General features: G+C 38.3%; 22 protein-coding genes and 1 tRNA gene. 11 read left to right on the forward strand and 12 right to left on the reverse strand.

What is annotated here, in order from left to right; translation table 11 throughout:
• The first annotated feature begins 299 nt into the window (after nucleotides 1-299).
• From thrS to rplT, 4 genes are all read left to right on the forward strand, one after another.
• Nucleotides 300-2240: a threonine--tRNA ligase gene (gene thrS / locus KIM67_RS09045; RefSeq protein ID WP_213831018.1), complete on the forward strand. Its 1941-nt coding sequence runs from the start codon at nucleotides 300-302 to the stop codon at nucleotides 2238-2240.
• Nucleotides 2241-2277: 37 nt separating this feature from the next.
• Nucleotides 2278-2826, forward strand: coding sequence for a translation initiation factor IF-3 (gene infC / locus KIM67_RS09050; protein WP_213831155.1), 549 nt, complete (start codon nucleotides 2278-2280; stop codon nucleotides 2824-2826).
• Between the two features lie 54 nt (nucleotides 2827-2880).
• Nucleotides 2881-3078 carry a 50S ribosomal protein L35 gene (gene rpmI / locus KIM67_RS09055; protein ID WP_046744547.1) on the forward strand — a complete coding sequence of 66 codons (198 nt, stop codon included), beginning with the start codon at nucleotides 2881-2883 and terminating at the stop codon, nucleotides 3076-3078.
• A 91-nt stretch (nucleotides 3079-3169) separates the two neighbouring features.
• Nucleotides 3170-3514, forward strand: a complete 345-nt coding sequence (rplT, locus tag KIM67_RS09060; protein WP_163419764.1) for a 50S ribosomal protein L20 — start codon at nucleotides 3170-3172, stop codon at nucleotides 3512-3514.
• A 60-nt stretch (nucleotides 3515-3574) separates the two neighbouring features.
• Here rplT and KIM67_RS09065 read toward each other — a convergent pair whose 3' ends face one another.
• On the reverse strand, nucleotides 3575-3997 hold the full coding sequence (locus tag KIM67_RS09065) for a secondary thiamine-phosphate synthase enzyme YjbQ (RefSeq protein ID WP_213831019.1): 423 nt from the start codon (nucleotides 3995-3997) through the stop codon (nucleotides 3575-3577).
• Nucleotides 3998-4069: 72 nt separating this feature from the next.
• On the opposite strand from KIM67_RS09065, the gene KIM67_RS09070 reads away from it, so the two are divergent.
• On the forward strand, nucleotides 4070-4864 hold the full coding sequence (locus tag KIM67_RS09070; RefSeq protein ID WP_213831020.1) for an HAD family hydrolase: 795 nt from the start codon (nucleotides 4070-4072) through the stop codon (nucleotides 4862-4864).
• A gap of 1 nt (nucleotide 4865) precedes the next feature.
• Here KIM67_RS09070 and KIM67_RS09075 read toward each other — a convergent pair whose 3' ends face one another.
• The 5 genes from KIM67_RS09075 to tgt all read right to left on the reverse strand — a co-directional run bounded on the left by KIM67_RS09075 (nucleotide 4866) and on the right by tgt (nucleotide 11161).
• Entirely contained in the window at nucleotides 4866-6149 is a 1284-nt protein-coding gene (locus KIM67_RS09075; protein WP_213831021.1) for an asparagine synthetase B, read from the reverse strand.
• 31 nt (nucleotides 6150-6180) lie between these two features.
• Nucleotides 6181-7728 (reverse strand): replicative DNA helicase, encoded by a 1548-nt coding sequence (dnaB, locus tag KIM67_RS09080; protein WP_213831022.1) that lies wholly within the window; start codon nucleotides 7726-7728, stop codon nucleotides 6181-6183.
• Nucleotides 7729-7895: 167 nt separating this feature from the next.
• Nucleotides 7896-8849 (reverse strand): acetyl-CoA carboxylase carboxyltransferase subunit alpha, encoded by a 954-nt coding sequence (locus tag KIM67_RS09085; protein WP_213831023.1) that lies wholly within the window; start codon nucleotides 8847-8849, stop codon nucleotides 7896-7898.
• Nucleotides 8850-8948: 99 nt separating this feature from the next.
• Nucleotides 8949-10031 carry an LptF/LptG family permease gene (locus KIM67_RS09090; RefSeq protein ID WP_213831024.1) on the reverse strand — a complete coding sequence of 361 codons (1083 nt, stop codon included), beginning with the start codon at nucleotides 10029-10031 and terminating at the stop codon, nucleotides 8949-8951.
• Nucleotides 10031-11161 carry a tRNA guanosine(34) transglycosylase Tgt gene (gene tgt, locus KIM67_RS09095; protein ID WP_213831025.1) on the reverse strand — a complete coding sequence of 377 codons (1131 nt, stop codon included), beginning with the start codon at nucleotides 11159-11161 and terminating at the stop codon, nucleotides 10031-10033. The genes KIM67_RS09090 and tgt overlap by 1 nt, the downstream gene beginning before the upstream one ends.
• Nucleotides 11162-11318: 157 nt before the next feature.
• On the opposite strand from tgt, the gene KIM67_RS09100 reads away from it, so the two are divergent.
• Genes KIM67_RS09100 through KIM67_RS09110 form a run of 3 tightly spaced genes read left to right on the forward strand, consistent with a single transcriptional unit; the run spans nucleotide 11319 to nucleotide 13797 of the window.
• Entirely contained in the window at nucleotides 11319-12164 is an 846-nt protein-coding gene (locus KIM67_RS09100) for a transketolase (protein ID WP_213831026.1), read from the forward strand.
• A gap of 17 nt (nucleotides 12165-12181) precedes the next feature.
• Nucleotides 12182-13135 carry a transketolase family protein gene (locus KIM67_RS09105; protein WP_163419754.1) on the forward strand — a complete coding sequence of 318 codons (954 nt, stop codon included), beginning with the start codon at nucleotides 12182-12184 and terminating at the stop codon, nucleotides 13133-13135.
• Nucleotides 13136-13185: 50 nt separating this feature from the next.
• Entirely contained in the window at nucleotides 13186-13797 is a 612-nt protein-coding gene (locus KIM67_RS09110; protein ID WP_163419753.1) for an outer membrane beta-barrel protein, read from the forward strand.
• A 68-nt stretch (nucleotides 13798-13865) separates the two neighbouring features.
• Here the strand turns inward: KIM67_RS09110 and KIM67_RS09115 are convergent, their stop codons facing one another.
• Nucleotides 13866-14828: an FKBP-type peptidyl-prolyl cis-trans isomerase gene (locus KIM67_RS09115; RefSeq protein WP_213831027.1), complete on the reverse strand. Its 963-nt coding sequence runs from the start codon at nucleotides 14826-14828 to the stop codon at nucleotides 13866-13868.
• 78 nt (nucleotides 14829-14906) lie between these two features.
• On the opposite strand from KIM67_RS09115, the gene KIM67_RS09120 reads away from it, so the two are divergent.
• Entirely contained in the window at nucleotides 14907-15278 is a 372-nt protein-coding gene (locus KIM67_RS09120; protein WP_213831028.1) for an RNA-binding S4 domain-containing protein, read from the forward strand.
• Between the two features lie 36 nt (nucleotides 15279-15314).
• Nucleotides 15315-15812 carry a phosphoribosyltransferase family protein gene (locus tag KIM67_RS09125; RefSeq protein WP_213831029.1) on the forward strand — a complete coding sequence of 166 codons (498 nt, stop codon included), beginning with the start codon at nucleotides 15315-15317 and terminating at the stop codon, nucleotides 15810-15812.
• Here the strand turns inward: KIM67_RS09125 and KIM67_RS09130 are convergent.
• Nucleotides 15804-16319: a shikimate kinase gene (locus tag KIM67_RS09130; RefSeq protein WP_213831030.1), complete on the reverse strand. Its 516-nt coding sequence runs from the start codon at nucleotides 16317-16319 to the stop codon at nucleotides 15804-15806. The genes KIM67_RS09125 and KIM67_RS09130 overlap by 9 nt on opposite strands.
• A gap of 122 nt (nucleotides 16320-16441) precedes the next feature.
• Here KIM67_RS09130 and KIM67_RS09135 point away from each other — a divergent pair.
• A tRNA-Lys gene (locus KIM67_RS09135) sits at nucleotides 16442-16514 on the forward strand.
• Nucleotides 16515-16748: 234 nt separating this feature from the next.
• On the opposite strand, the gene KIM67_RS09140 is transcribed toward KIM67_RS09135, so the two are convergent.
• The 4 genes from KIM67_RS09140 to KIM67_RS09155 form a co-directional block, all read right to left on the reverse strand.
• A complete protein-coding gene (locus KIM67_RS09140; RefSeq protein ID WP_213831031.1) occupies nucleotides 16749-18182 on the reverse strand; it encodes a glycoside hydrolase family 125 protein in 1434 nt (477 codons plus the stop codon).
• A gap of 188 nt (nucleotides 18183-18370) precedes the next feature.
• Entirely contained in the window at nucleotides 18371-19780 is a 1410-nt protein-coding gene (locus tag KIM67_RS09145; protein WP_213831032.1) for a sulfatase-like hydrolase/transferase, read from the reverse strand.
• Nucleotides 19781-19817: 37 nt separating this feature from the next.
• A complete protein-coding gene (lpcA, locus tag KIM67_RS09150; RefSeq protein ID WP_213831033.1) occupies nucleotides 19818-20402 on the reverse strand; it encodes a D-sedoheptulose 7-phosphate isomerase in 585 nt (194 codons plus the stop codon).
• Nucleotides 20403-20405: 3 nt separating this feature from the next.
• Nucleotides 20406-21335 carry an ROK family protein gene (locus KIM67_RS09155; RefSeq protein WP_250149216.1) on the reverse strand — a complete coding sequence of 310 codons (930 nt, stop codon included), beginning with the start codon at nucleotides 21333-21335 and terminating at the stop codon, nucleotides 20406-20408.
• Nucleotides 21336-21347 lie beyond the last annotated feature (12 nt).

Here is a 21347-nt window from a genome sequence, read left to right on the forward strand (position 1 = left end):
ACCCCGCATAAGAACTATACAATCCCTCTCTCAAACGCCTGCCTTATCAGCTAAGCGGGTGCAAATATAGAAAGGTTTAAATGATCCTACCAAACAAATTTGAAAAAAAAATCAAAAAAATTTTAATTACCTAAAAATCAATTATTTAAAAACAAAAAACATGATTTAGCGATATACCATTTCACTATTTTAAAGACAAGTTATTGATTAAAAGACCAATATGCTTGAAAGCATTTATCTGTTGTAGGCATCAACTCAAGATAGTATCTTTGCAGACTATCCAAAATAACGGAGAACAAATGATTGAAATTACCTTGCCAGACGGGGCAGTAAAGAAATTTTCTGAAGGCACTACCTCGATGGAGGTTGCAAAAGATATTAGCGAAGGATTGGCCAGAAACGTTATTTCTGCAAAGTTCAATGATACTATTGTTGAAACGACAACTCCTCTTACCCAAGACGGAAACCTTACTTTGTATACTTGGAACAATGAGGAAGGAAAGAAGGCTTTTTGGCATTCTACCTCACATGTTCTTGCTCAAGCGCTTGAAGAATTGTATCCAAGAGCAAAATTAACTATAGGTCCGGCTATTGAAAATGGATTCTATTATGATGTAGATTTTGGTGAGCAATCAATTTCCGAAAAAGATTTTCCCGCTATAGAGAAAAAAGCTTTAGAAATAGCAAGAGGTAAACACGATTACAAAATGCGAAGTGTTTCCAAAGCAGAGGCCTTGTCCTATTACAAAGAGCAAAATAATGAATATAAGGTAGAGTTGATTGAAAATCTGGAGGATGGCACCATAACTTTTTGCGACCACAGTTCTTTTACAGATTTATGTCGCGGTGGTCATATTCCCAACACAGGTATAATAAAAGCTATCAAAGTATTAAGTGTTGCCGGTGCATATTGGAGAGGTGATGAAAATAACAAACAACTCACCAGGGTTTATGGTATTTCTTTTCCAAAGCAAAAGGAGCTTACAAAATACCTTGAACTCTTAGAAGAGGCAAAAAAGAGAGATCATAGAAAATTAGGAAAAGAGTTAGAACTCTTCACTTTTTCTAAAAAGGTAGGTCAGGGATTGCCTTTGTGGTTACCAAATGGTGCTGCTCTAAGGGAGCGACTTGAACAATTTCTGAAAAAAGCCCAAAAGAAGGCAGGCTATGAAATGGTAGTCACTCCTCATATTGGACAAAAGGAACTTTATGTAACGTCTGGACACTATGCCAAATATGGGGAAGATAGTTTTCAACCTATCCATACTCCAAAAGAGGATGAGGAATTTCTCTTGAAACCAATGAACTGTCCGCATCATTGCGAAATATATAATAGCAGTCCTTTCAGCTACAAGGATCTCCCAAAACGATATGCAGAGTTTGGTACCGTGTATCGATATGAGCAGAGCGGTGAACTACATGGTCTTACAAGGGTGAGAGGTTTTACCCAAGATGATGCACATATATTCTGTACTCCAGACCAATTAAATGATGAGTTCAAAAAAGTAATAGATCTTTCTTTATATGTATTGGGTTCTCTTGGGTTTGAAAATTTTACGGCCCAAGTTTCGGTTCGTGACCTAGGCAAGCCAGAAAAATATATAGGAGAACCTGATAATTGGGAAAAGGCAGAGCAAGCAATTATTAATGCAGCAGATGAAAAAGGACTAACTTATATAGTCGAAAGTGGGGAAGCCGCTTTTTACGGTCCAAAGCTAGATTTTATGGTCAAAGATGCCCTAGGCAGAAATTGGCAGCTTGGCACCATTCAAGTAGATTACAATTTGCCGGAACGTTTCGACCTCACCTATAAGGGTAGTGATAATGAACTGCACAGACCCGTCATGATTCACCGTGCACCTTTTGGAAGTTTGGAGCGTTTTGTGGCATTATTGCTAGAGCATACTGGAGGAAACTTCCCATTATGGCTCATTCCAACTCAAGCTATACTATTGCCGGTGAGTGAGAAACATGAAAAATATGCAGAAAAAGTTTTAAGTTCTTTAGAAAATCACGAAATTCGCGCGCTCATTGATAACAGGAACGAGACAGTAGGGAAGAAAATCCGTGAGGCCGAGCTAAAGAAAATCCCATTTATGCTCATCGTTGGAGAGCAAGAAGAAGCATCTCAAACCATATCGGTTAGAAGACATGGAGGAGACGATATGGGAAGTTTAAATATTAGTGCATTTTCCGACTTGGTAGCTACTGAAATAAATAGTACCTTAAAGTCGTTTTAACAAAATTTAGTTTAATTAAAAAGTATACGTCATAGCAATACGAAGAAGATTTAGGCCCCAACCCAGAAGGGAAAACAAAAACCCTCATAATATCAATGAAAGTATTACAGCTCCAGAAGTTAGGCTTGTTGGAGATAATGTAGAAGTTGGAGTGTACCCAATTTCCAAAGCGCTGGCCAAGGCCAACGAACTGGAATTGGACTTAGTGGAAATTTCGCCAAAAGCGAATCCACCGGTCTGTAAAGTTATAGATTACAAAAAGTTTCTTTACGAGCAAAAGAAACGGGACAAGGCAATGAAAGCCAAAGCCACAAAGGTAATCGTTAAAGAAATACGATTTGGTCCGCAGACGGACGACCATGATTATGAATTTAAAAAGCGACATGCCGAAAAATTTTTGAAAGATGGTGCAAAGCTCAAAGCATATGTTTTTTTTAAAGGTCGTTCCATTGTCTACAAGGATCAAGGTGAAATATTATTATTGAAATTGGCACAGGAACTAGAGGAACTTGGAAAAGTTGAACAGATGCCAAAATTAGAAGGTAAGCGTATGACCATGTTCATCGCTCCAAAAACGAAGAAGTAAACAATTTAAGCGGGATACCGAAATTGTTTCGGTTTAATATATAAAGAGGAGAAAATGCCTAAGATGAAAACAAAGTCCAGTGCCAAAAAGCGTTTTAAGCTTACGGGTACGGGTAAAATCAAAAGAAAGCACGCTTTTAAGAGTCATATTTTGACCAAAAAGTCTAAAAAGCGCAAGCTTAAGTTGACACATTCTACTTTAGTTCATGAATCAGATGTCAACAGTATTAAGGAACAGTTACGTTTAAAATAATTGTTCAAAACGGTACATTAAATATTAACCATGGAGTTAGGCTTTTAAAAGTATTCAAAACGAATCGCCTACTACAAAAAAATGAAACATTATGCCAAGATCAGTAAATTCAGTTGCTTCTAGAGCTCGTAGAAAAAAAGTGATGAAGCAAGCCAAAGGTTACTTTGGAAGACGTAAAAACGTTTGGACAGTAGCCAAAAATGCGGTAGAAAAAGCTATGCTTTATGCCTATCGTGATAGAAGAAACAAAAAACGTAATTTCCGTGCACTTTGGATAACCCGTATCAATGCAGGTGCAAGAATGCATGGAATGTCCTACTCTCAATTTATGGGAAAGGTAAAGTCCAATGGTATAGAACTTAACAGAAAAGTTCTTGCAGATTTGGCCATGAACCATCCTGATGCTTTTAAAGCAATAGTAGAAAACGTAAAATAGTTATAATATATATCCCGCTTTTAAAAAGTCCCGCTCGAATGAGCGGGATTTTTTGATATTTCAATTTCCAAAAGCTGTCAATACCAAGCTTCTGCAATTTGCCCTATCTCTGTGTTCACACAAGTAGATTCCCTGCCAAATCCCTAAGTTCAATCTTCCATTCGTAATGGGAACCTGAACAGCGTTTCCCAAGAGAGAAGCTTTGATATGCGCAGGCATATCATCAGGTCCTTCATAGGTATGTACATAGTAAGGAGCATCTTCGGGCACCATTTTATTAAAATGGCTCTCAAAGTCAACTCGGACAGTAGGGTCTGCGTTTTCATTGATTGTTAATCCTGCAGAGGTATGTTTTATAAAAACATTCAATATTCCTGATGTTATCTTTTCTATTTCAGGAAAAGCATCAATAATACTATCTGTGATTAAATGAAAGCCCCTTGGGTAAGGTTTAAGTCTTATTTCTGATTGGTAACATTTCATAATCCGTGAAATTAATATAATCTTTACATCATTCCTTATTCAACCCCTACCTTTGCATTTCTAAAATAGAAAATGGACTTATCAAAAATAAAAATGGTAGTCTCCGACATGGACGGCACCTTATTAAATTCTAATCACGAAGTAAGCGACCGCTTTTTTGAAATTCACGAAAAACTTAAAAAAAGAGACATCAAATTTATGGCTGCCAGTGGCCGTCAATATCATAGCATCATCGAGAAACTTTTACCAATAAAAGATGATATAATCGTTATTGCGGAAAATGGTGCCTTGGTCAAGCAACAGGAAGAAGAACTTCTCGTGACCCCACTTGTGAAAACCCATAGACACAACTTACTTTCAAAAATAAATGAAATAGAAGGGGCACATGCGATGTTATGCGGTAAGTACATATCCTATTTTGATGGAAAATCAGTTTCTTTCTTGGACCAGATTAAAGAATACTACTCAAGTTATGAGATTCATGATGACTATAGCTCAGTAACCGATGAGATTTTAAAAATTGCAATATACCATCCCGTAAGCGCAGAAGCGTTTATTTACCCAGAAATGATGTCGCTGGAACACGAAGTCAAAATCAAAGTTTCAGGTTTGAATTGGGTAGATGTTAACCATATTAATGCCAATAAGGGCTATGCGCTCCAACACGTTTTGGATACTTATGGATTAGCTACAGATGAAGTCTTGGTCTTTGGCGACTATAACAATGATTTAGAAATGCTTCAAGTAGCGGAATATAGCTTTGCAATGGCCAATGCGCATCCTAACGTTAAAAAAGTAGCTAATTTCGAGACTACAAGCAATAATGAATTTGGCGTAGAGCGGGTTTTAGAAAAAATAATCCTTTGACCTAGGTTTTTTGCTTCTTTTTACGAGCCGCTGGAAAGAGCACATTATTCAGGATAAGTCGATATCCTGGAGAAGTTGGGTGCAGTTCCAATTCTGTTTTTGGGTCACCCACCCTATGCTGGTAATCTTCCGGGTCGTGACCTCCATAAAATGTAAAAAAGCCCTTTCCTTTAATTCCATGAATATAGCGAGCTTCACTATTTATTTTGTTTTCACCTAAAACCATTACTGTAGGTTTTACCTCGTCACGAGTGAACGATGTAGTCTGTCCCATAAAACCCTTTACCAAAGCTGTATGATTCTGGGTAAGCATTGTGGGCACCGGGTCCCATTTGGCCGAAAACTCCATTAAGGAAAAATAATCGGATTCTTTGGGAACGTTTCTGCGTTTGTTTGTCATATCTATAGAGGAGAACTCGTAGCGCGATGGGTCACGCTCCAATATAAAGTTGGTAAACGCGAACGTATTGCCATAGTTCAATTTTGACTGGTAATTTGCATCGGAAGCATCTCCATCGAACATGGGTTCACAGATATCTACATTTTCTGCCGCTAAAGCAATATCAAAACTATCCGTTGCGGAACACATGGCGAACATAAAGCCACCGCCTACTACATAATTTCTTATTTTTAAGGCTACGGCACGTTTCGCTTCGGATACCTTAGAAAATCCCAGTTTTTGGGCTAATGCCTCTGCTTCCGATTTGTTCTTTATATACCAAGGTGCTGCTCTGTAGGCCCCATAAAACTTACCATACTGACCTGTAAAATCTTCATGGTGTAGGTGTAGCCAATCATACAACACCAATTTATTATCCAATACTTCTTCATCGTAAATATTGACGTAAGGAATCTCAGCGTATGTCAATACCATGGTGACAGCATCATCCCAAGGCTGATTTCCCTTAGGAGAATATACTGCGATTTTAGGAGCTTTTTCCAAAATAACCGCTTCTTGATTTTGTGAAGGACTGTTAATTTTATCCAAGATTTTTTCCGCTTGCCCATCAGATAGTATTTCAAAGGAAACACCACGAATTTGACATTCTTTACGTATAGCTTCTCCATCTGGCAACAAAAAAGACCCTCCACGGTAGTTTAATAGCCACTGTACTTTTTGCTGTTTGGTGAGTACCCAATAGGTAATACCGTATGCTTTTAAATGGTTCTCTTGTCCGTCGGCATCCATTGGAATGAGAATGACCGAAGCAAAAATATTTACACTAAAGAAAAATGATAAAACAAATAGATAATTCCTTGATCTCAAATTAAGCAAGCTTAACATGAAGAATTTTGGTAATTTAAGAAAAGTGTGTTTAAAAGGGCACATCATTATCGTCTGGGTCATCTCCATCGTTCATTGCACTACCAAAAGCTTCGTCTGTACTCGGCAAATTCGGTGTTGCAAAGGGATTCTCTTCATCCGCGTTCATCTTTGATTGAAACTCGAACGGGGAATCAAAGTCATCCAAGTTATCAAATTTACCCAGAGCTCCAATAAACTTTAACCTAATATTATCCAATCCACCATTACGGTGTTTGGCCACTATAAATTCTGCCTGACCTTGTGTGGGTGTACGTTCTTCATCGTCCCACTCATCTATTTTGTAGTATTCTGGACGATAAATAAAGGATACAATATCTGCATCTTGTTCAATAGCTCCAGATTCCCTTAAATCTGAAAGTATAGGACGTTTGCTACCACCTCTCGTCTCCACCGCACGCGATAATTGGGAAAGTGCTATTACGGGAACACTAAGTTCTTTTGCCAATGCTTTTAGGTTTCTGGAAATAGTAGAAATCTCCTGCTCACGATTTCCCCCTTTTTGACTTCCTCCCGCCGTCATCAATTGCAAATAATCAATAACAATCAATTTTATTTTGTGCTGTGATGCCAATCGCCTTGCCTTGGCCCGTAAGTCAAAAATTGAAAGTGAAGGTGTATCATCAATAAATAGTGGCGCCTTTTCCAGTGCCTTGACCTTTACGTTCAGTTGTTCCCATTCATGTTTTTCCAGCCGCCCAGTACGTAATTTTTCTGATGATAGACCTGTTTCCGATGAAATTAAACGGGTTATCAATTGTACGGATGACATTTCCAAAGAAAAGAACGCTACAGGAATCTCTGAATTGACCGCAATATTACGTGCCATTGAAAGCGTCAATGCTGTTTTACCCATACCAGGTCGCGCAGCAACAATGACCAAATCACTGGGTTGCCAGCCAGACGTTAGCTTATCCAATTTGTCAAAACCTGATGGGATTCCACTAAGACCTTCCTTATTGGAAATTTCTTCAATTTTCTTTTTAGCCTGAATCACCAAATTCTGAGCGGTCTCAGCAGAGCGTTTAAGGTTTCCTTGTGTTACTTCGTATAATTTTGCTTCAGCAGTATCCAATAAATCAAAAACATCTGTAGCATCACTATACGAATCCTCAATGATTTCGTTCGATATTTTTATAAGGCTTCGCTGAATATATTTTTGCAGTATAATCCGGGCATGGAACTCAATATGAGCGGAAGAAGCTACTTTTTGGGTAAGTTTAATAAGATAAAAATCACCTCCTGCTGCTTCTAAACGGGAATCTTTCTTTAACTGTGAAGAAACGGTTAATAAATCCACTGGTTCAGATGATTCAAACAATTTAAAGATGGCTTCGTAAATAAATCGATGGGCGTCTTTATAAAAAACATCTGGATGTAAGATATCTATTACTTCATCCACACCTTTTTTGTCAATCATCATAGCTCCAAGCACAACCTCCTCTAAATCAACTGCTTGAGGTGGTATTTTACCGCGCTCTAAATTAATTAGCGTTGACTTATCAACTTTATGACCAACAATGGGGTTAGGTTTATCCATAGGTACGAAAGTAGGTAATTAACCTTTACTTAACTTTAAATTAATGAGTTGTGATGTCCACAGGTGTTTAACAAAATTACTGTTGATAACTAAAAAAATATGTTAACAACATAAAATTGTTGACTTAAATAAGATACTAAAAATTGGTTAATGCGAGAAAACCGCTGTTAGTCATTAAACACACCCATCTCGGCGTATTTTTCCATTCGGGTTTTAACCAGTTCTTTTGGTGATAACTTTTGTAATTCAGCAAAATGGGTCGAAATTTTATTTTTTACCGTCTCGAAGGTTTTATCTCTATTGGTATGTGCTCCACCTAAAGGTTCTCGAACAATTTCATCTACCAACTTTTGTTTCTTCATATCTGTTGCGGTAAGCTTCAGGGCTTCTGCCGCTTGTTCCTTATATTCCCAGCTCCGCCATAAAATAGAAGAACAGGATTCGGGAGAAATTACTGAATACCAAGTGTTTTCCAACATCAGCACCTTATCTCCCACTCCAATGCCCAATGCACCACCTGAAGCACCTTCTCCTATGATTACAACAATAATTGGAACTTTAAGACGGGTCATTTCGAGGATATTACGGGCAATCGCTTCTCCTTGACCTCTTTCCTCAGCCTCAATACCTGGATAAGCTCCTGGTGTATCTATAAAGCATACTACGGGAATTCCAAACTTCTCAGCAGATTTCATTAGACGTAATGCTTTTCTATATCCCTCTGGGTTTGCCATACCAAAATTACGGTATTGGCGGGTTTTAGTGTTGTATCCTTTTTGCTGACCTACGAACATATAACTTTGGTCACCAATCTTGCCCAAACCACCTATCATTGCCTTATCGTCCTTTACATTTCTATCACCATGAAGTTCTAAAAATGTATCTCCGCATATGGCATTGATATAGTCCATTGTATATGGCCTGTTAGGATGTCTGGACAACTGGACACGTTGCCAAGCACTAAGGTTTTTATAAATATCCTTACGGGTTTCCCCCAGTTTTTTTTCAATTTGCTGGCAGGTTTCGGTAACATCTACTTCACTTTCTTCTCCAATGACCATACATTTTTGCAGTTGGTCTTCGAGTTCTTTAATAGGTAGTTCAAAATCTAAATATTCCATGGAAAGTTGGTTTCAGAAAATAATGTGGACAAATATAAAACTTTAAAGAACACTCCTAATTGGTTGCCTAAATTAATTGAAGAATAAAACTTCAACCCATCAACGCTTGGCCTTCATCAGCATATACACTGCAAAGACACCGAAAATAAGGTTAGGCACAAGTACTGCCAACAGTGGGGAAAAACCAGATTGTTCCGCCAAGGTCCCAAAAACTTTATCGAAGAAAATATAGATAAACGCAACACCTATTCCAAACGCAAGATTTAAGCCCATTCCCCCCCTTCGCTTTACAGAGGATACCGCAACCGCTATCACTGTAAGTATAAAAGCCGCTATTGGCAATGCCCATCTCTTATATTTTACCAAAATATAAGCATTGATATTGGAAGCTCCTTTTTGCTGCTGATCTTCTATAAATTCATTCAGCTCAAATAAATTTTTTGTCTCTGCTACATAGGATACAGGTGTTAGGTCCTCAATCTTAAATGTGAAAAGTGTATCCAACCTTCTTTTGGTCTCTACTATTTCAATATTGTTCCTAAGTTTTCGTTTTGCGTAATTGGTCAACCTGTAGATACTATCTTTTTCTATCCATCTAATATTGGATGCCGATATTTTATAGTCCAATTTTTTAATGGAATCGAAATGTTCGTAGGTGAAATTGTAGCCTATTTTTCTTGCAGGGTCAAAACTGCTCACATATAAATAATCGTTTTCGTTGAGCTGATTGAATATATTACTGGTCACCCTATCTTGACGCCCTTTTTTGAAATATTTATATTCAAATTCATTATACCCAATACTTGCATGTGGAACTATGAACATACCCATCATAAAAATGAGAATTGCCACTAATGAAGCACCAATAAGGTACGGACGCAAAAAGCGGGCATAAGAAACTCCAGAGCTCAGTATGGCAACTATTTCGGTATTGCTCGCCAATTTAGACGTAAAAAAGATAATCGATAGAAATAAAAAGATAGGAAGAAGCAGATTACCGATGACCAAGGTAAAATTGCTGTAAAACACGATTACCTCGCTCAACGGAGCTTCATTATCAATGATCTTACCAATTTTCTCGGCCAGATTGGCCATTATCCCAATTGGCACAAATAGCAACAACATCCCTAAAAAGGTTACCAAATAGCGTTTTAAAATATATCTATCGAGTATGGTAAGCATTATAGTCTTTTGTCCATTTGTTGCACCATTTTAGTTTTCCATTCTAGAAAATCCCCAGCTAAAATACGTTCTCTTGCGGTTCGTACCAACCAGAGATAAAAACCAAGGTTATGTATCGTAGCAATTTGCTTGCCCAAATATTCATTGGCCGCGAACAAATGCCTTAGGTAGGCTTTGGAGTACTCGGTATCCACAAAAGTGATTCCCATTTCGTCTATGGGCGAAAAATCATCTTCCCATTTTTTGTTTTTTATATTGATGGTACCATGGGCCGTAAACAACATTCCGTTTCTAGCATTTCGAGTAGGCATTACACAATCGAACATATCAACTCCCAAGGCAATATTCTCAAGGATATTTATAGGTGTTCCTACGCCCATCAAGTATCTGGGTTTATCTTCTGGCAGAATATCGCATACAATTTCTGCCATCTCGTACATTTCTTCTGCGGGCTCCCCCACGGACAGACCACCAATGGCGTTACCTTCTGCACCTACCGAAGCAATATATTCTGCAGATTGTGCTCTTAGGTCCTTGTAGGTAGAACCCTGTACAATTGGAAAAAAACTCTGGGAATAGCCATACTTAAATGGAAGTTTTTCTAAATGGGAGATACATCTATCCAGCCATCTATGGGTCATATGCATCGATTTTTTAGCATAATCATAGTCACATGGATACGGTGTGCATTCATCAAAGGCCATAATAATATCCGCGCCTATTGTCCGCTGCACTTCCATTACATTCTCAGGAGTAAAAAAATGACTAGATCCATCAATATGAGACTTAAAGTTTACTCCTTCCTCATTGATTTTTCTATTGCTGGACAAAGAATAAACTTGATATCCTCCACTATCCGTAAGAATATTTCTGTCCCAACCCATAAATTTGTGAAGCCCACCTACCTTTTCCAAAATATTGGTTCCAGGCCGTAAATACAGGTGATAGGTGTTTCCTAAAATAATATCGGGGTCAATCTCTTCTCTCAATTCTCGTTGGTGCACCCCTTTTACGGATGCTACCGTGCCCACTGGCATGAATATCGGTGTTTGTATTTTACCATGGTCAGTTACCAGCTCTCCTGTCCTAGCCTTACTCTGTGTATCTTTCTGTAATAAACTAAACTTCAATACTTCCTTTTAAAACCGCAAATATAACCAACTCATTTCCACCAAGCCTTAACAAAAAAATAAAGTTTGTTTGGGGATAGTGTTTTATAAATTAATCTATTCCTACTTGTTTAGCCCAACGAATGCGGTTACTTTTGACACTATTAAAAATCACACTATGGCAAATACCCAAGAACTACAAGATATTGTAATCCAAGTACGCAGAGATATTCTAAGAATGGTGCACAAAGTAAATTCGGGACACCCTGGAGGATCTCTTGGTTGTACCGAATTTTTTGTTGCACTGTATCATGAAATTATGGACCTAAAAGATGGTTTTGATATGGACGGAAAGGATGAAGACCTCTTTTTTCTTTCCAATGGTCATATTTCGCCAGTATTCTATAGTGTCTTGGCAAGAAAAGGATATTTTCCGGTTGAAGAACTAAATACCTTTAGATTGATAGATTCCCGATTACAGGGACACCCTACTACGCATGAAGGGTTACCAGGGGTTAGAGTTGCATCTGGTTCGTTGGGGCAGGGTATGTCCGTTGCCATTGGCGCTGCTCTAGCTAAAAAACTGAATGGTGATGATCATTTGGTTTATAGTTTGCACGGTGATGGAGAATTGCAAGAGGGGCAAAACTGGGAAGCCATTATGTATGCAGCAGGAAATAACGTGGACAATCTTATTGCCACCATAGATTTAAACGGACAACAAATAGACGGAGCTACAAAAGATGTACTCCCATTGGGCGATGTTGCTGAAAAATTTAGGGTCTTTGGCTGGGATGTCTTGGAAATTGAGAATGGTAATGACCTTGCACAAGTCATTGCAGGATTGAACGAAGCAAAAAACAGAACTGGTAAAGGAAAACCCGTTTGTGTTGTAATGACCACAATGATGGGCAATGGAGTCGATTTTATGATGCATACCCATGCATGGCATGGAAAAGCCCCAAATGATGAACAATTGGAGACCGCACTGGCACAAAACCCTGAAACCTTAGGTGATTATTAATTCTGAAGACTACAAACATGACAAAATATACAGATCAAGGAAAACAAGATACTAGAAGTGGCTTTGGAGCTGGAATGACCGAACTGGGAAGAACCAATCCAAACGTTGTAGCACTGTGTGCCGACCTTGTGGGCTCTCTTAAAATTCAAACCTTTATCGATGAAAACCCAGAACGTTTCTTCCAAGTTGGCATAGCCGAGGCAAACATGATGGGTATTGCCGCCGGTTTGACCATTGGAGGCAAAATACCCTTTACCGGAACATTTGCAAACTTCTCTACAGGTAGGGTTTATGACCAAATACGTCAGTCCATTGCCTATTCCGATAAAAATGTGAAGATATGCGCATCCCATGCGGGAATTACCTTGGGTGAAGATGGTGCGACCCACCAAATACTAGAGGACATTGGTCTAATGAAAATGCTTCCTGGCATGACAGTGATCAATCCTTGTGATTTTAACCAAACCAAAGCTGCTACATTGGCCATTGCAGAACATCACGGTCCCGTATATCTTCGTTTTGGAAGGCCAAAAGTGGCTAACTTTACTCCGGTTGACCAAAAATTCGAAATTGGAAAGGCATTACTACTCAATGAGGGTAAAGATGTAACCATAATTGCTACAGGACATTTGGTTTGGCAATCCTTAATTGCTGCCGAGAATTTAGAAAACCAAGGAATATCCGCCGAAGTAATCAATATTCACACCATCAAACCACTGGATGATAAAGCTATTTTAGATTCTGTTAAGAAGACGGGGTGCGTGGTTACCGCAGAAGAACATAATTTTCTTGGTGGTCTTGGCGAAAGTGTTTCAAGAGTATTGGCAAGCCACTATCCTACGCCTCAGGAGTTTGTGGCAACACAAGATACTTTTGGGGAAAGTGGAACCCCAGATCAGCTTATGGATAAGTATGGTCTAAACAATAAAGCCATTGAATCTGCCGTTTTAAAAGTATTGAAGAGAAAATAATTTCGGTATCAAGTTTGATACATCTTCATCAATTAAAACGAGAAATACTTATGAAAAAAACACTTCTAATTGCAGCGGTGTGCCTTATGGGTACGGCTGCATTTGCACAAAGCGGAACTGGCTTCGGTATTAAAGCAGGGCTTAGTTACAACAAAAACGGAGATCTTATTAGTTCGGTGGGTGATGCTGGACAAAACATAACTGAAGGAGCTGAAGGAAAAGCGGGCTATCATTTTGGATTTTGGGGAAAACTGGATTTTCCAAAAATCTATCTTAGGCCAGAGCTTGTTTATACAAGAACCCAGAGTAATTATGACGTTTCTGGAGAATCTAGGGATTATGATGTATCCAGATTGGACCTGCCCGTACTTTTAGGATATAAACTAGTGGGACCTTTACATGTTTTCGCTGGACCGGCTTTTCAATATACCTTGAGCAATGATTTGGAAGGCGTCAATATTGACGATGTTGAAAATGACTTCACCGTTGGCCTAAATATTGGAGCTGGTGTCAATCTTGGAAAATTAGGATTGGATGTTCGCTACGAACGTGGATTTTCCAAGAACGAAGCCAATTTTATTTCCAATAATATTGCGGACATTGAAGGTAGGGTCGATTCAAGGCCGTCTCAAGTCATTTTTGCTGCTTCCCTAAAATTATAGACAAAAAGAATTATTAAAATAAAAAAGGGCAACTTTTTAAGTTGCCCTTTTTTTGATTTATGTTCTAATTAGTTTACATCTGGGTCTAAATAATCTGGTGTACCATCGTTATTTGCATCCGGGTAAGGAAAGATAATATTCCCTTCACTGTCCGAAATCTCATCTCTTGTGGATTTCCCATCTCCATCATCGTCGGCGTCTCGAAAGTTTGGAAATGCAGTCTGCAACCTAGCATCTATTTCACTTTGCAAATCAGTATTGTCATTAAAAAGATTGCCATCTCCATCTAAATCTTCTAAAATTGAAGGTATACCATCATTATCGTTATCAGTGTCTTCGATAAACAATCCAACTTCAAGTTTAAAAAGCAATGGGGCATATTGAGGTATATTACCTCGTATTGCATTATAGTAAGCCAATCCAGATGGCATGACAACTAATCCAATTCCACTGTTAGAAATATTAATTGTGCCATCAGCATTCTGTGTAATTTGATCTGTTGTACCAGAAGAAATCTTCGAGACTCCATTTGAAAAACCTCTTAAAAAAAAGGGTAGTTCTTGCCACAAAAAACTAGTAGATCCGTCAAAAAGAGTACCATCCAGTAATGACCCTTCGTATTTAAGCAATGTGGAATCTGCAATAGTAGGATTCCCCCCTCCTCCATTTCTGGCTATTAAATAATAATATTTATGCTCAATGTCCTCTTCTTCATCTTCGAGACCCAACTCGGACGAAGATACTTTAATGGCACCTACCTCTATATCCTCCCATAAAGATTTTTTATCAGCATTATCTCCAGCAATGGTATCTATTCTAATTTTAAAATCAAAATCGACTGGTGGTACTCTAAATTCGTCGTAATTGTAAAAATGCGTCTTTAGAAATTCCTGTATCTCTTCATCATTCTCTGGAGCTACTTCAGCCAAAAGTCTTGGTGGAACCGACTCAATATCGGGCCCGTTATCATCATTATTACACGATGTCAATAGCACTACACAAAACAAGCAAACAAAAACTCCGTACTTCATCAAGTTTAGATTTTAGCTGCGCAAGATACAATTTTCCGCTATTTTTGTTGATTTCATTAACAAAGATTTGCAGAGTGTATGCGCATTGATAAATACCTTTGGTGTATTAGATACTATAAAACGCGAAACGTTGCTAGTACAGCTGTTAAAAAAGGGCAGGTTCGGGTTAATGGAAGTGTGGTGAAACCATCGCGGGAGGTATATCAAATGGACAAGATAGTTTTGAGAAAGAATCAAATTGAATATCAACTAACGGTATTGGACATTCCTGAAAGCCGTGTTGGTGCGAAATTGGTGGATATCTACAGAAAAGATACCACCCCAAAAGAAGCTTTGGCGCACAACGAACTTGTAAAATCCGCTAAAGACCACTACAGAAAAAAAGGGTTGGGAAGACCCACAAAAAAAGACAGGCGAGATATTGATGACTATTTGGACGAATCTGAATAGTTGGTTTCTTTATCTTTGATTCTAATTCCTTTATCCATGAAGAACCAAATATTAAACCACGAGCAGCTACAGCACACTGTAAAACGAATAGCGTATCAGATTTACGAGGCAAACGTTAACGAAAAGGAAATCATTGTTGCAGGAATAGATGGAGGAGGATTGCTTTTGGCTAAGAAAATAGGTGTAGTTCTCAAAAAAATTACAGAAGCTAAAATTACCTTGTGCAAGATGTTAATGGATAAAAAAGATCCGCTTAAAAGTGGGGTAAGCACCTCTATTTCTAAAGAGGAATACAAAAACAAGTCCATTGTGCTCGTAGACGATGTACTAAATTCGGGAACAACGTTGATCTATGGTGTTCATCATTTTCTTAAGACACCCATAAAGCAATTGAAAACCGCTGTTTTAGTAAATAGAAACCACAAAAAATATCCAATTAAGGCAGATTATAAAGGTATTTCTCTTTCAACTTCTTTACATGAACATATTAGGGTAGAGTTTAAACCGAAGAATGATGCCGTTTATTTAGAGTAACAGTTCTTTAATTTCTGATGTGAGTTCAACTACGCCCTTGTCCGCACTATCAACCGTGTGTTTGGCTTGAGCATAAAACTGTCTTCTTTCAAACAGGTGCTTTCCAATAAATTCAGGTAGTTCAGAGTTCGAAATATCTTTCACCAAAGGTCTTTTTTCCTTTTCATTTTGTATTCTATCGACCAAACTGGGAACAGACAACTGCAGATAAATTGAATGATCGGATTTTTTTAAGATGGTTTCCATGTTGTTGGCATAGCAAGGAGTCCCTCCACCTGTTGAAAGAACTATTGATTTATTGTTATTTAAAACCTTTGTAAGCATTTCATGTTCTTTTTTTCTAAAATAAATTTCTCCTTTCTGTGAAAAAACAGTTGCTATCGATTTGCCCAATTGCTCTTCTATGTATTCATCTAAATCGATAAATTCCATACTTAACTCTTTGGCTAACAATCTACCAATAGATGACTTTCCACTTGCCATATATCCTACTAAAACTACTTTCATTTATTAGAATTAAAATTGATTTCAAAAAAAGACAAATTTATCACTAAATCATCTTGCAAAATAAATTATTGATATTATATTTGCAGCCGCTTAACGCAAGTTCCTTGTGTTGTTAAAAGCAAGACCTGATAGCTCAGTTGGTAGAGCATCTCCCTTTTAAGGAGAGGGTCCTGGGTTCGAGCCCCAGTCAGGTCACAGGAACGGTTATCAAAGAAAACAAAAACCCTGCTAATTATATGATTGTCAGGGTTTTATGTTTTTTTTGGAAAATCATTTTGTTTGATAAAATATGGTATAAAAAGTTCACAAATCGTCAACATAACTCCAAAATGGTCATCTAAGCGATTACCTTCAACATCAGTTAGACATTCTCGTTGGAAAAAATAGAAAAACCTCAACCACTTATTATTAGTTTCTTCTTACATATTTCTATAATAATTCAGGGTAGTCTGTATGTAACTTTATTATCAGTTCACCAAAAAGTGTATTCGCCCAAGCAAACCAATCGCGTGTATAATCGTTAGGGTCGTCTTTGTGAAACGCTTCGTGCATGAACCCAGTTTCCGCATGGGTAGATTTGAGCATATTGAGACATTCTTTAATTTCTTCTTTGTCATTAGATGTCAACGCTCTTAAAATAATACCCATTGGCCATATTTTGTCTTTTCCTGTGTGTGGGCTTCCCTGTCCCTCGGCCACTTTTCCTTTTAAATAGTATGGATTTGCGTCACTGATCAAAAATGACCTGGTATTTTTATAAGTAGTTTCAGTCTGAAATTGATTGCTAAGGTAAGCCAATGACATTAAGGAGGGTACATTCGCATCATCCATAAAAACTTTATTGCCATATCCATCCACTTCATATGCATAGATTTTTCCGAAATCTAGATGTTCCGAAATTGCATATTCATCGATTGCATTCTTAATTTCGTTGGCAAAGTCGTTACATTCTTCTGCAAATTCCGCGTCTTGTAAAACTTCACTATAAATTTTCGTGAGCTGCCTGAGCGATAATTCCGCAAATATGTTCGAAGGAATTAGATACGGATATAGTGTGGCATCATCCGATGGCCGAAACATGGAACAAATCAAACCTGTATATTTAATGGGTCTTCCAGTACCTTCAAACAACGGTGCATCTGTCATTTTACTGGTTTTCCTTATAAATTTATAAGGTGATGAACCATCTTTTCGCTGTTCCGTTTTAAAAGTTTTTACAATTAATCTCATCGCCTTGTCCCAACTATCATCAAAAATCGAGGTATCGCCTGTCAGGTTAAAGTAACCGTCCGATAATCTAATAGTGTAGCAAAGCGAATCAATTTCCCATTTTCGTTCATGTACGCCTGGTACTGTTTTAGGAATATCATCGTTCCATTTGGAAACTTTGGATAAATCCTTATAAAAGGCATTTGCATATGGATCCAGTAAAACGCATTTTACCTGTCGGTTGATCAAACCAGTTATAAGATTCTTAAGTTTTTCATCTTTTTGAATCAATGGCATGTATGGCCATATTTGTGCCGTTGAATCCCGGAGCCACATCGCATCAATATCTCCTGTTATGATAAACGTATCCGGTCTACCATCAATTACTTCATGATCAACAGTGGTATCTAAAGTGTTCGGATAACAATTCTCGAACATCCAGGCCAACTCTTTGTCCTTTATAGAAGACTTGACTTCAAGAATGAGTTTTTCTACTTCGGAACTTATGAATGTTCTCTTTTCCAAGGATGGTCTTCTCGATATAAAATCTTTTGAAACCTCTAGGAAACCCATATCCAAAATGCTGTTCAACGGAAACAGTACAACTCCACTTAGGGCCAATGTATTATTCCTAAAAAAATCTCTTCTCTTCATTTGTTTGACCTGCCTTTAAATTTTTAATTCACTGTTGATTTTTTCTATGGACGCTTAAAATCCAAAGCTTTGATTCCAAAATTTGTAGGACAACCATTGTTGCTTTGGAAATTAAAAAACATAAAAGCTTTAAAATGGGTTTACAAATGAACTTATATGCTTCTTTGGGTCCTTTGCTTAAATAATTATTATCCTTCGGGAACAAACCGTTTCATAAGCTGTTGTAATCTTTCGAGGTGTACTGTAGAGGCTTTATCATTCACTAAATTATTGGTTTCGCCTGGATCTATTTCAAGATGATACAGTTCAGGTGCCATCCCTTCCTCGATATATTGGATGTATTTCCACTTTTCAGTTCGGACGGCTTTCCAAGGACGGATTCGTGGTGCAACTTTTTCAAGGAAATATTCGGTTAAAAATGCTTTGCGACCTTGAGTTTTAGCTTCTTTGAGCAAGGGCACCATGCTTTCGCCATCCATAGGTTCCAAGGGTACTACGCCTGCAAGCTGTAACAAGGTTGGTGCAATATCTATGTTCAAGACCATTTGTTCCCTAGTACTTTTAGATCTGATTACAGGAGGATATCGCATAAGCATAGGAATACGAATAACAGGATCATACGCCCAACGCTTTATGTTGAACTCGCCATGCTCACCCATAAGCATACCATTATCGCTCACATAAACGATAATCGTATTGTCCAATATACTTTTATCTTCCAATGCCTTAAAAAATTGACCTATACCCTCATCTACACTTTTTAGGCAACGGTGTTGATCCCCAACTACGATATTTCGCTCCCGACCACGCCCCCTTCTAGATTCAGGAGGTTCTGGCAATACGTTTTGATACTCATAAAATTTCTTCCGATCTAAGGTCCTTCGCAAATGTGGTTTCCCAGCAAGGTCGTTTTTATCGACCGTAATGGAATCAACCCTAAAATTCGGATAAAGCGACTCGTGCCTTTTGGCGGGAAGCAACGGCCAGTGAATTGCTTTGTGGGCGACAATCATAGCAAAAGGCTGGTTTTTATCGTACTCTTCTAAAAAAGTCAATGCTTTTTCATTGATAATATCCGTCATATAGCCCGTTGTCTGTATCCTTGTATCCTCATCATTGACGACCCCATCAATATAATCACCCTGCCCCTTAAAACTAAACCATCTATCATAACCTGGTCGGCGGGAGTCATCCAGACCCATATGCCATTTTCCAAAAAATGCCGTAGCATATCCTGATTCCCTCAACTGTCTAGGCCATGTCAAGAGTGTATGGCTTATAACATCTAAGCCCAATTTATCATTATTGATAACATTGTGATTGTGGGCATAGTTACCTGTAAGAAAGCTTGTTCTACTTGGCGAACATAAGGGCGTAACCACAAAAGCATTTTCAAAAACAACACCTTCTTTGCCGATACGATCAATATTCGGGGTATTGGAAGTTATATTGCCCTCGATACCCAATAATCCTTTTTGTTGGTCATCAGTTATGATGAAGATAATATTCGGTCTTTCGTTCTGCTGTTGCCCTATAGCACTGTCGGGGGAGAAAACCAATAGCAATAGCAAACTTGTTATATATGTAAGAATTTTCATTTCGATACCTTTTAAAAGAGTTCTAGATGATTTAAAATTAAAGATTCATCATTTTTTCGATACTGAAGATGACTGAATGAATAATTTTAATATGTATTTCTTGAATTCTATCTGCGTAGCCTTCATAAGGAACCAATAGCGAAATATCCGATAGCTGTTTCAATTTTCCGCCCGATTTTCCGGAAAGCAAAATAGTGGTCATGCCTTTGGTCTGTGCAGTTTTGAATGCTTGTACAATACTTTGTGAATTACCACTGGTACTTATTCCTAAAAGTATATCGCCAGAAGCTCCTATACTCTCCACAAATCTGGAAAATACATATTCATAACCATAATCATTGCTGATACACGATAAATGACTTGGGTCAGAAATGGCAATTGCTGGCAATGGTGTGCGATTTTCCCGGTAACGTCCAGTCAGTTCTTCGGCAAAGTGCATTGCATCACAATGAGAACCGCCATTACCGCAGGATATTACTTTGTTTCCACGGTTGAACGCTTCGGTCATCTGCTTTGAGATTTCCAGAATGGTACCAAAATTAGAATCGACAGTTATAAAATCATCAAGCACGTTTCGCGCTTGAATAAATTCTTTTTTTATGTTGCGCTGCAGATGCTCCATAGTTCATATTGTCAACATTGCCGCCCCAAACACGCCAGCACTATCTCCTAATTTTGGTTTCAGGAATGATGTTTCCAGCGTACTATTGAAAATATGTTGTTTTACGCGTTCTATGCCTTCCGTATACAGCAAATCGATATTACCCACACCCCCGCCTAAAACTATGGCCTCTGGGTCAAGAATATTAATAATGGAGGCAATAGCTTTGCCAAAGAAACCCAAGAGTCTTTCTGCCGTTTGTTCTGCATATTCATCATTTCCCTTTTCATAGGCTTCCATGATTTCTTTTAATGTCTTTCGATTTCCACCAAGTGATTTATAGTGACGTTCCAGAGCTGTTCCCGAAATTATGGTCTCTACGCAACCTTTTCGGCCACAATAACATTCACCACCTGAAGCATCCAAAAAATTATGTCCCCATTCTCCACCAATACCATGCTTCCCGTGTATGGACCGGCCATTGACAACCACACCACCACCTACGCCAGTTCCCATAATTACACCAAAGACTACGTTGGCGCTTGGCAACTGTTCGGGTACTGAGCCCATGGTAGCTTCGGCCAATGCAAAGCAGTTGGCATCATTTGCAATTTCAACTTTAAATCCGAATAGTTCTTCCAAGTCTTCTTTTAGTCGCTTTCCATTCAAACAGACGGTGTTGCTATTTTTTAGGGTTTGCGTTCTAGGATCAAGAGTTCCTGGCGTGCCAATACCAAGTTTTGAGATTTGGACATCACCTTTTCCTTCGAGTTCGCCAACCAGTTTACCAATTTGGTCGAGGATATGTTTGTACCCTTTTTGTTGTTCCGTTGGTACGCGAAGCCTTTCGATTATTTCAAAATCATCGTGATTTTTAATGAGTACGATTCCTTCGATTTTAGTACCTCCTAAATCGATTCCGCAGAAAATTTGCTGTGTTTTGCTTTCCTTCAATTTATGTCCTTT

The organism is Flagellimonas sp. 389 (assembly GCF_018449435.1).
GTDB lineage: Bacteria > Bacteroidota > Bacteroidia > Flavobacteriales > Flavobacteriaceae > Flagellimonas.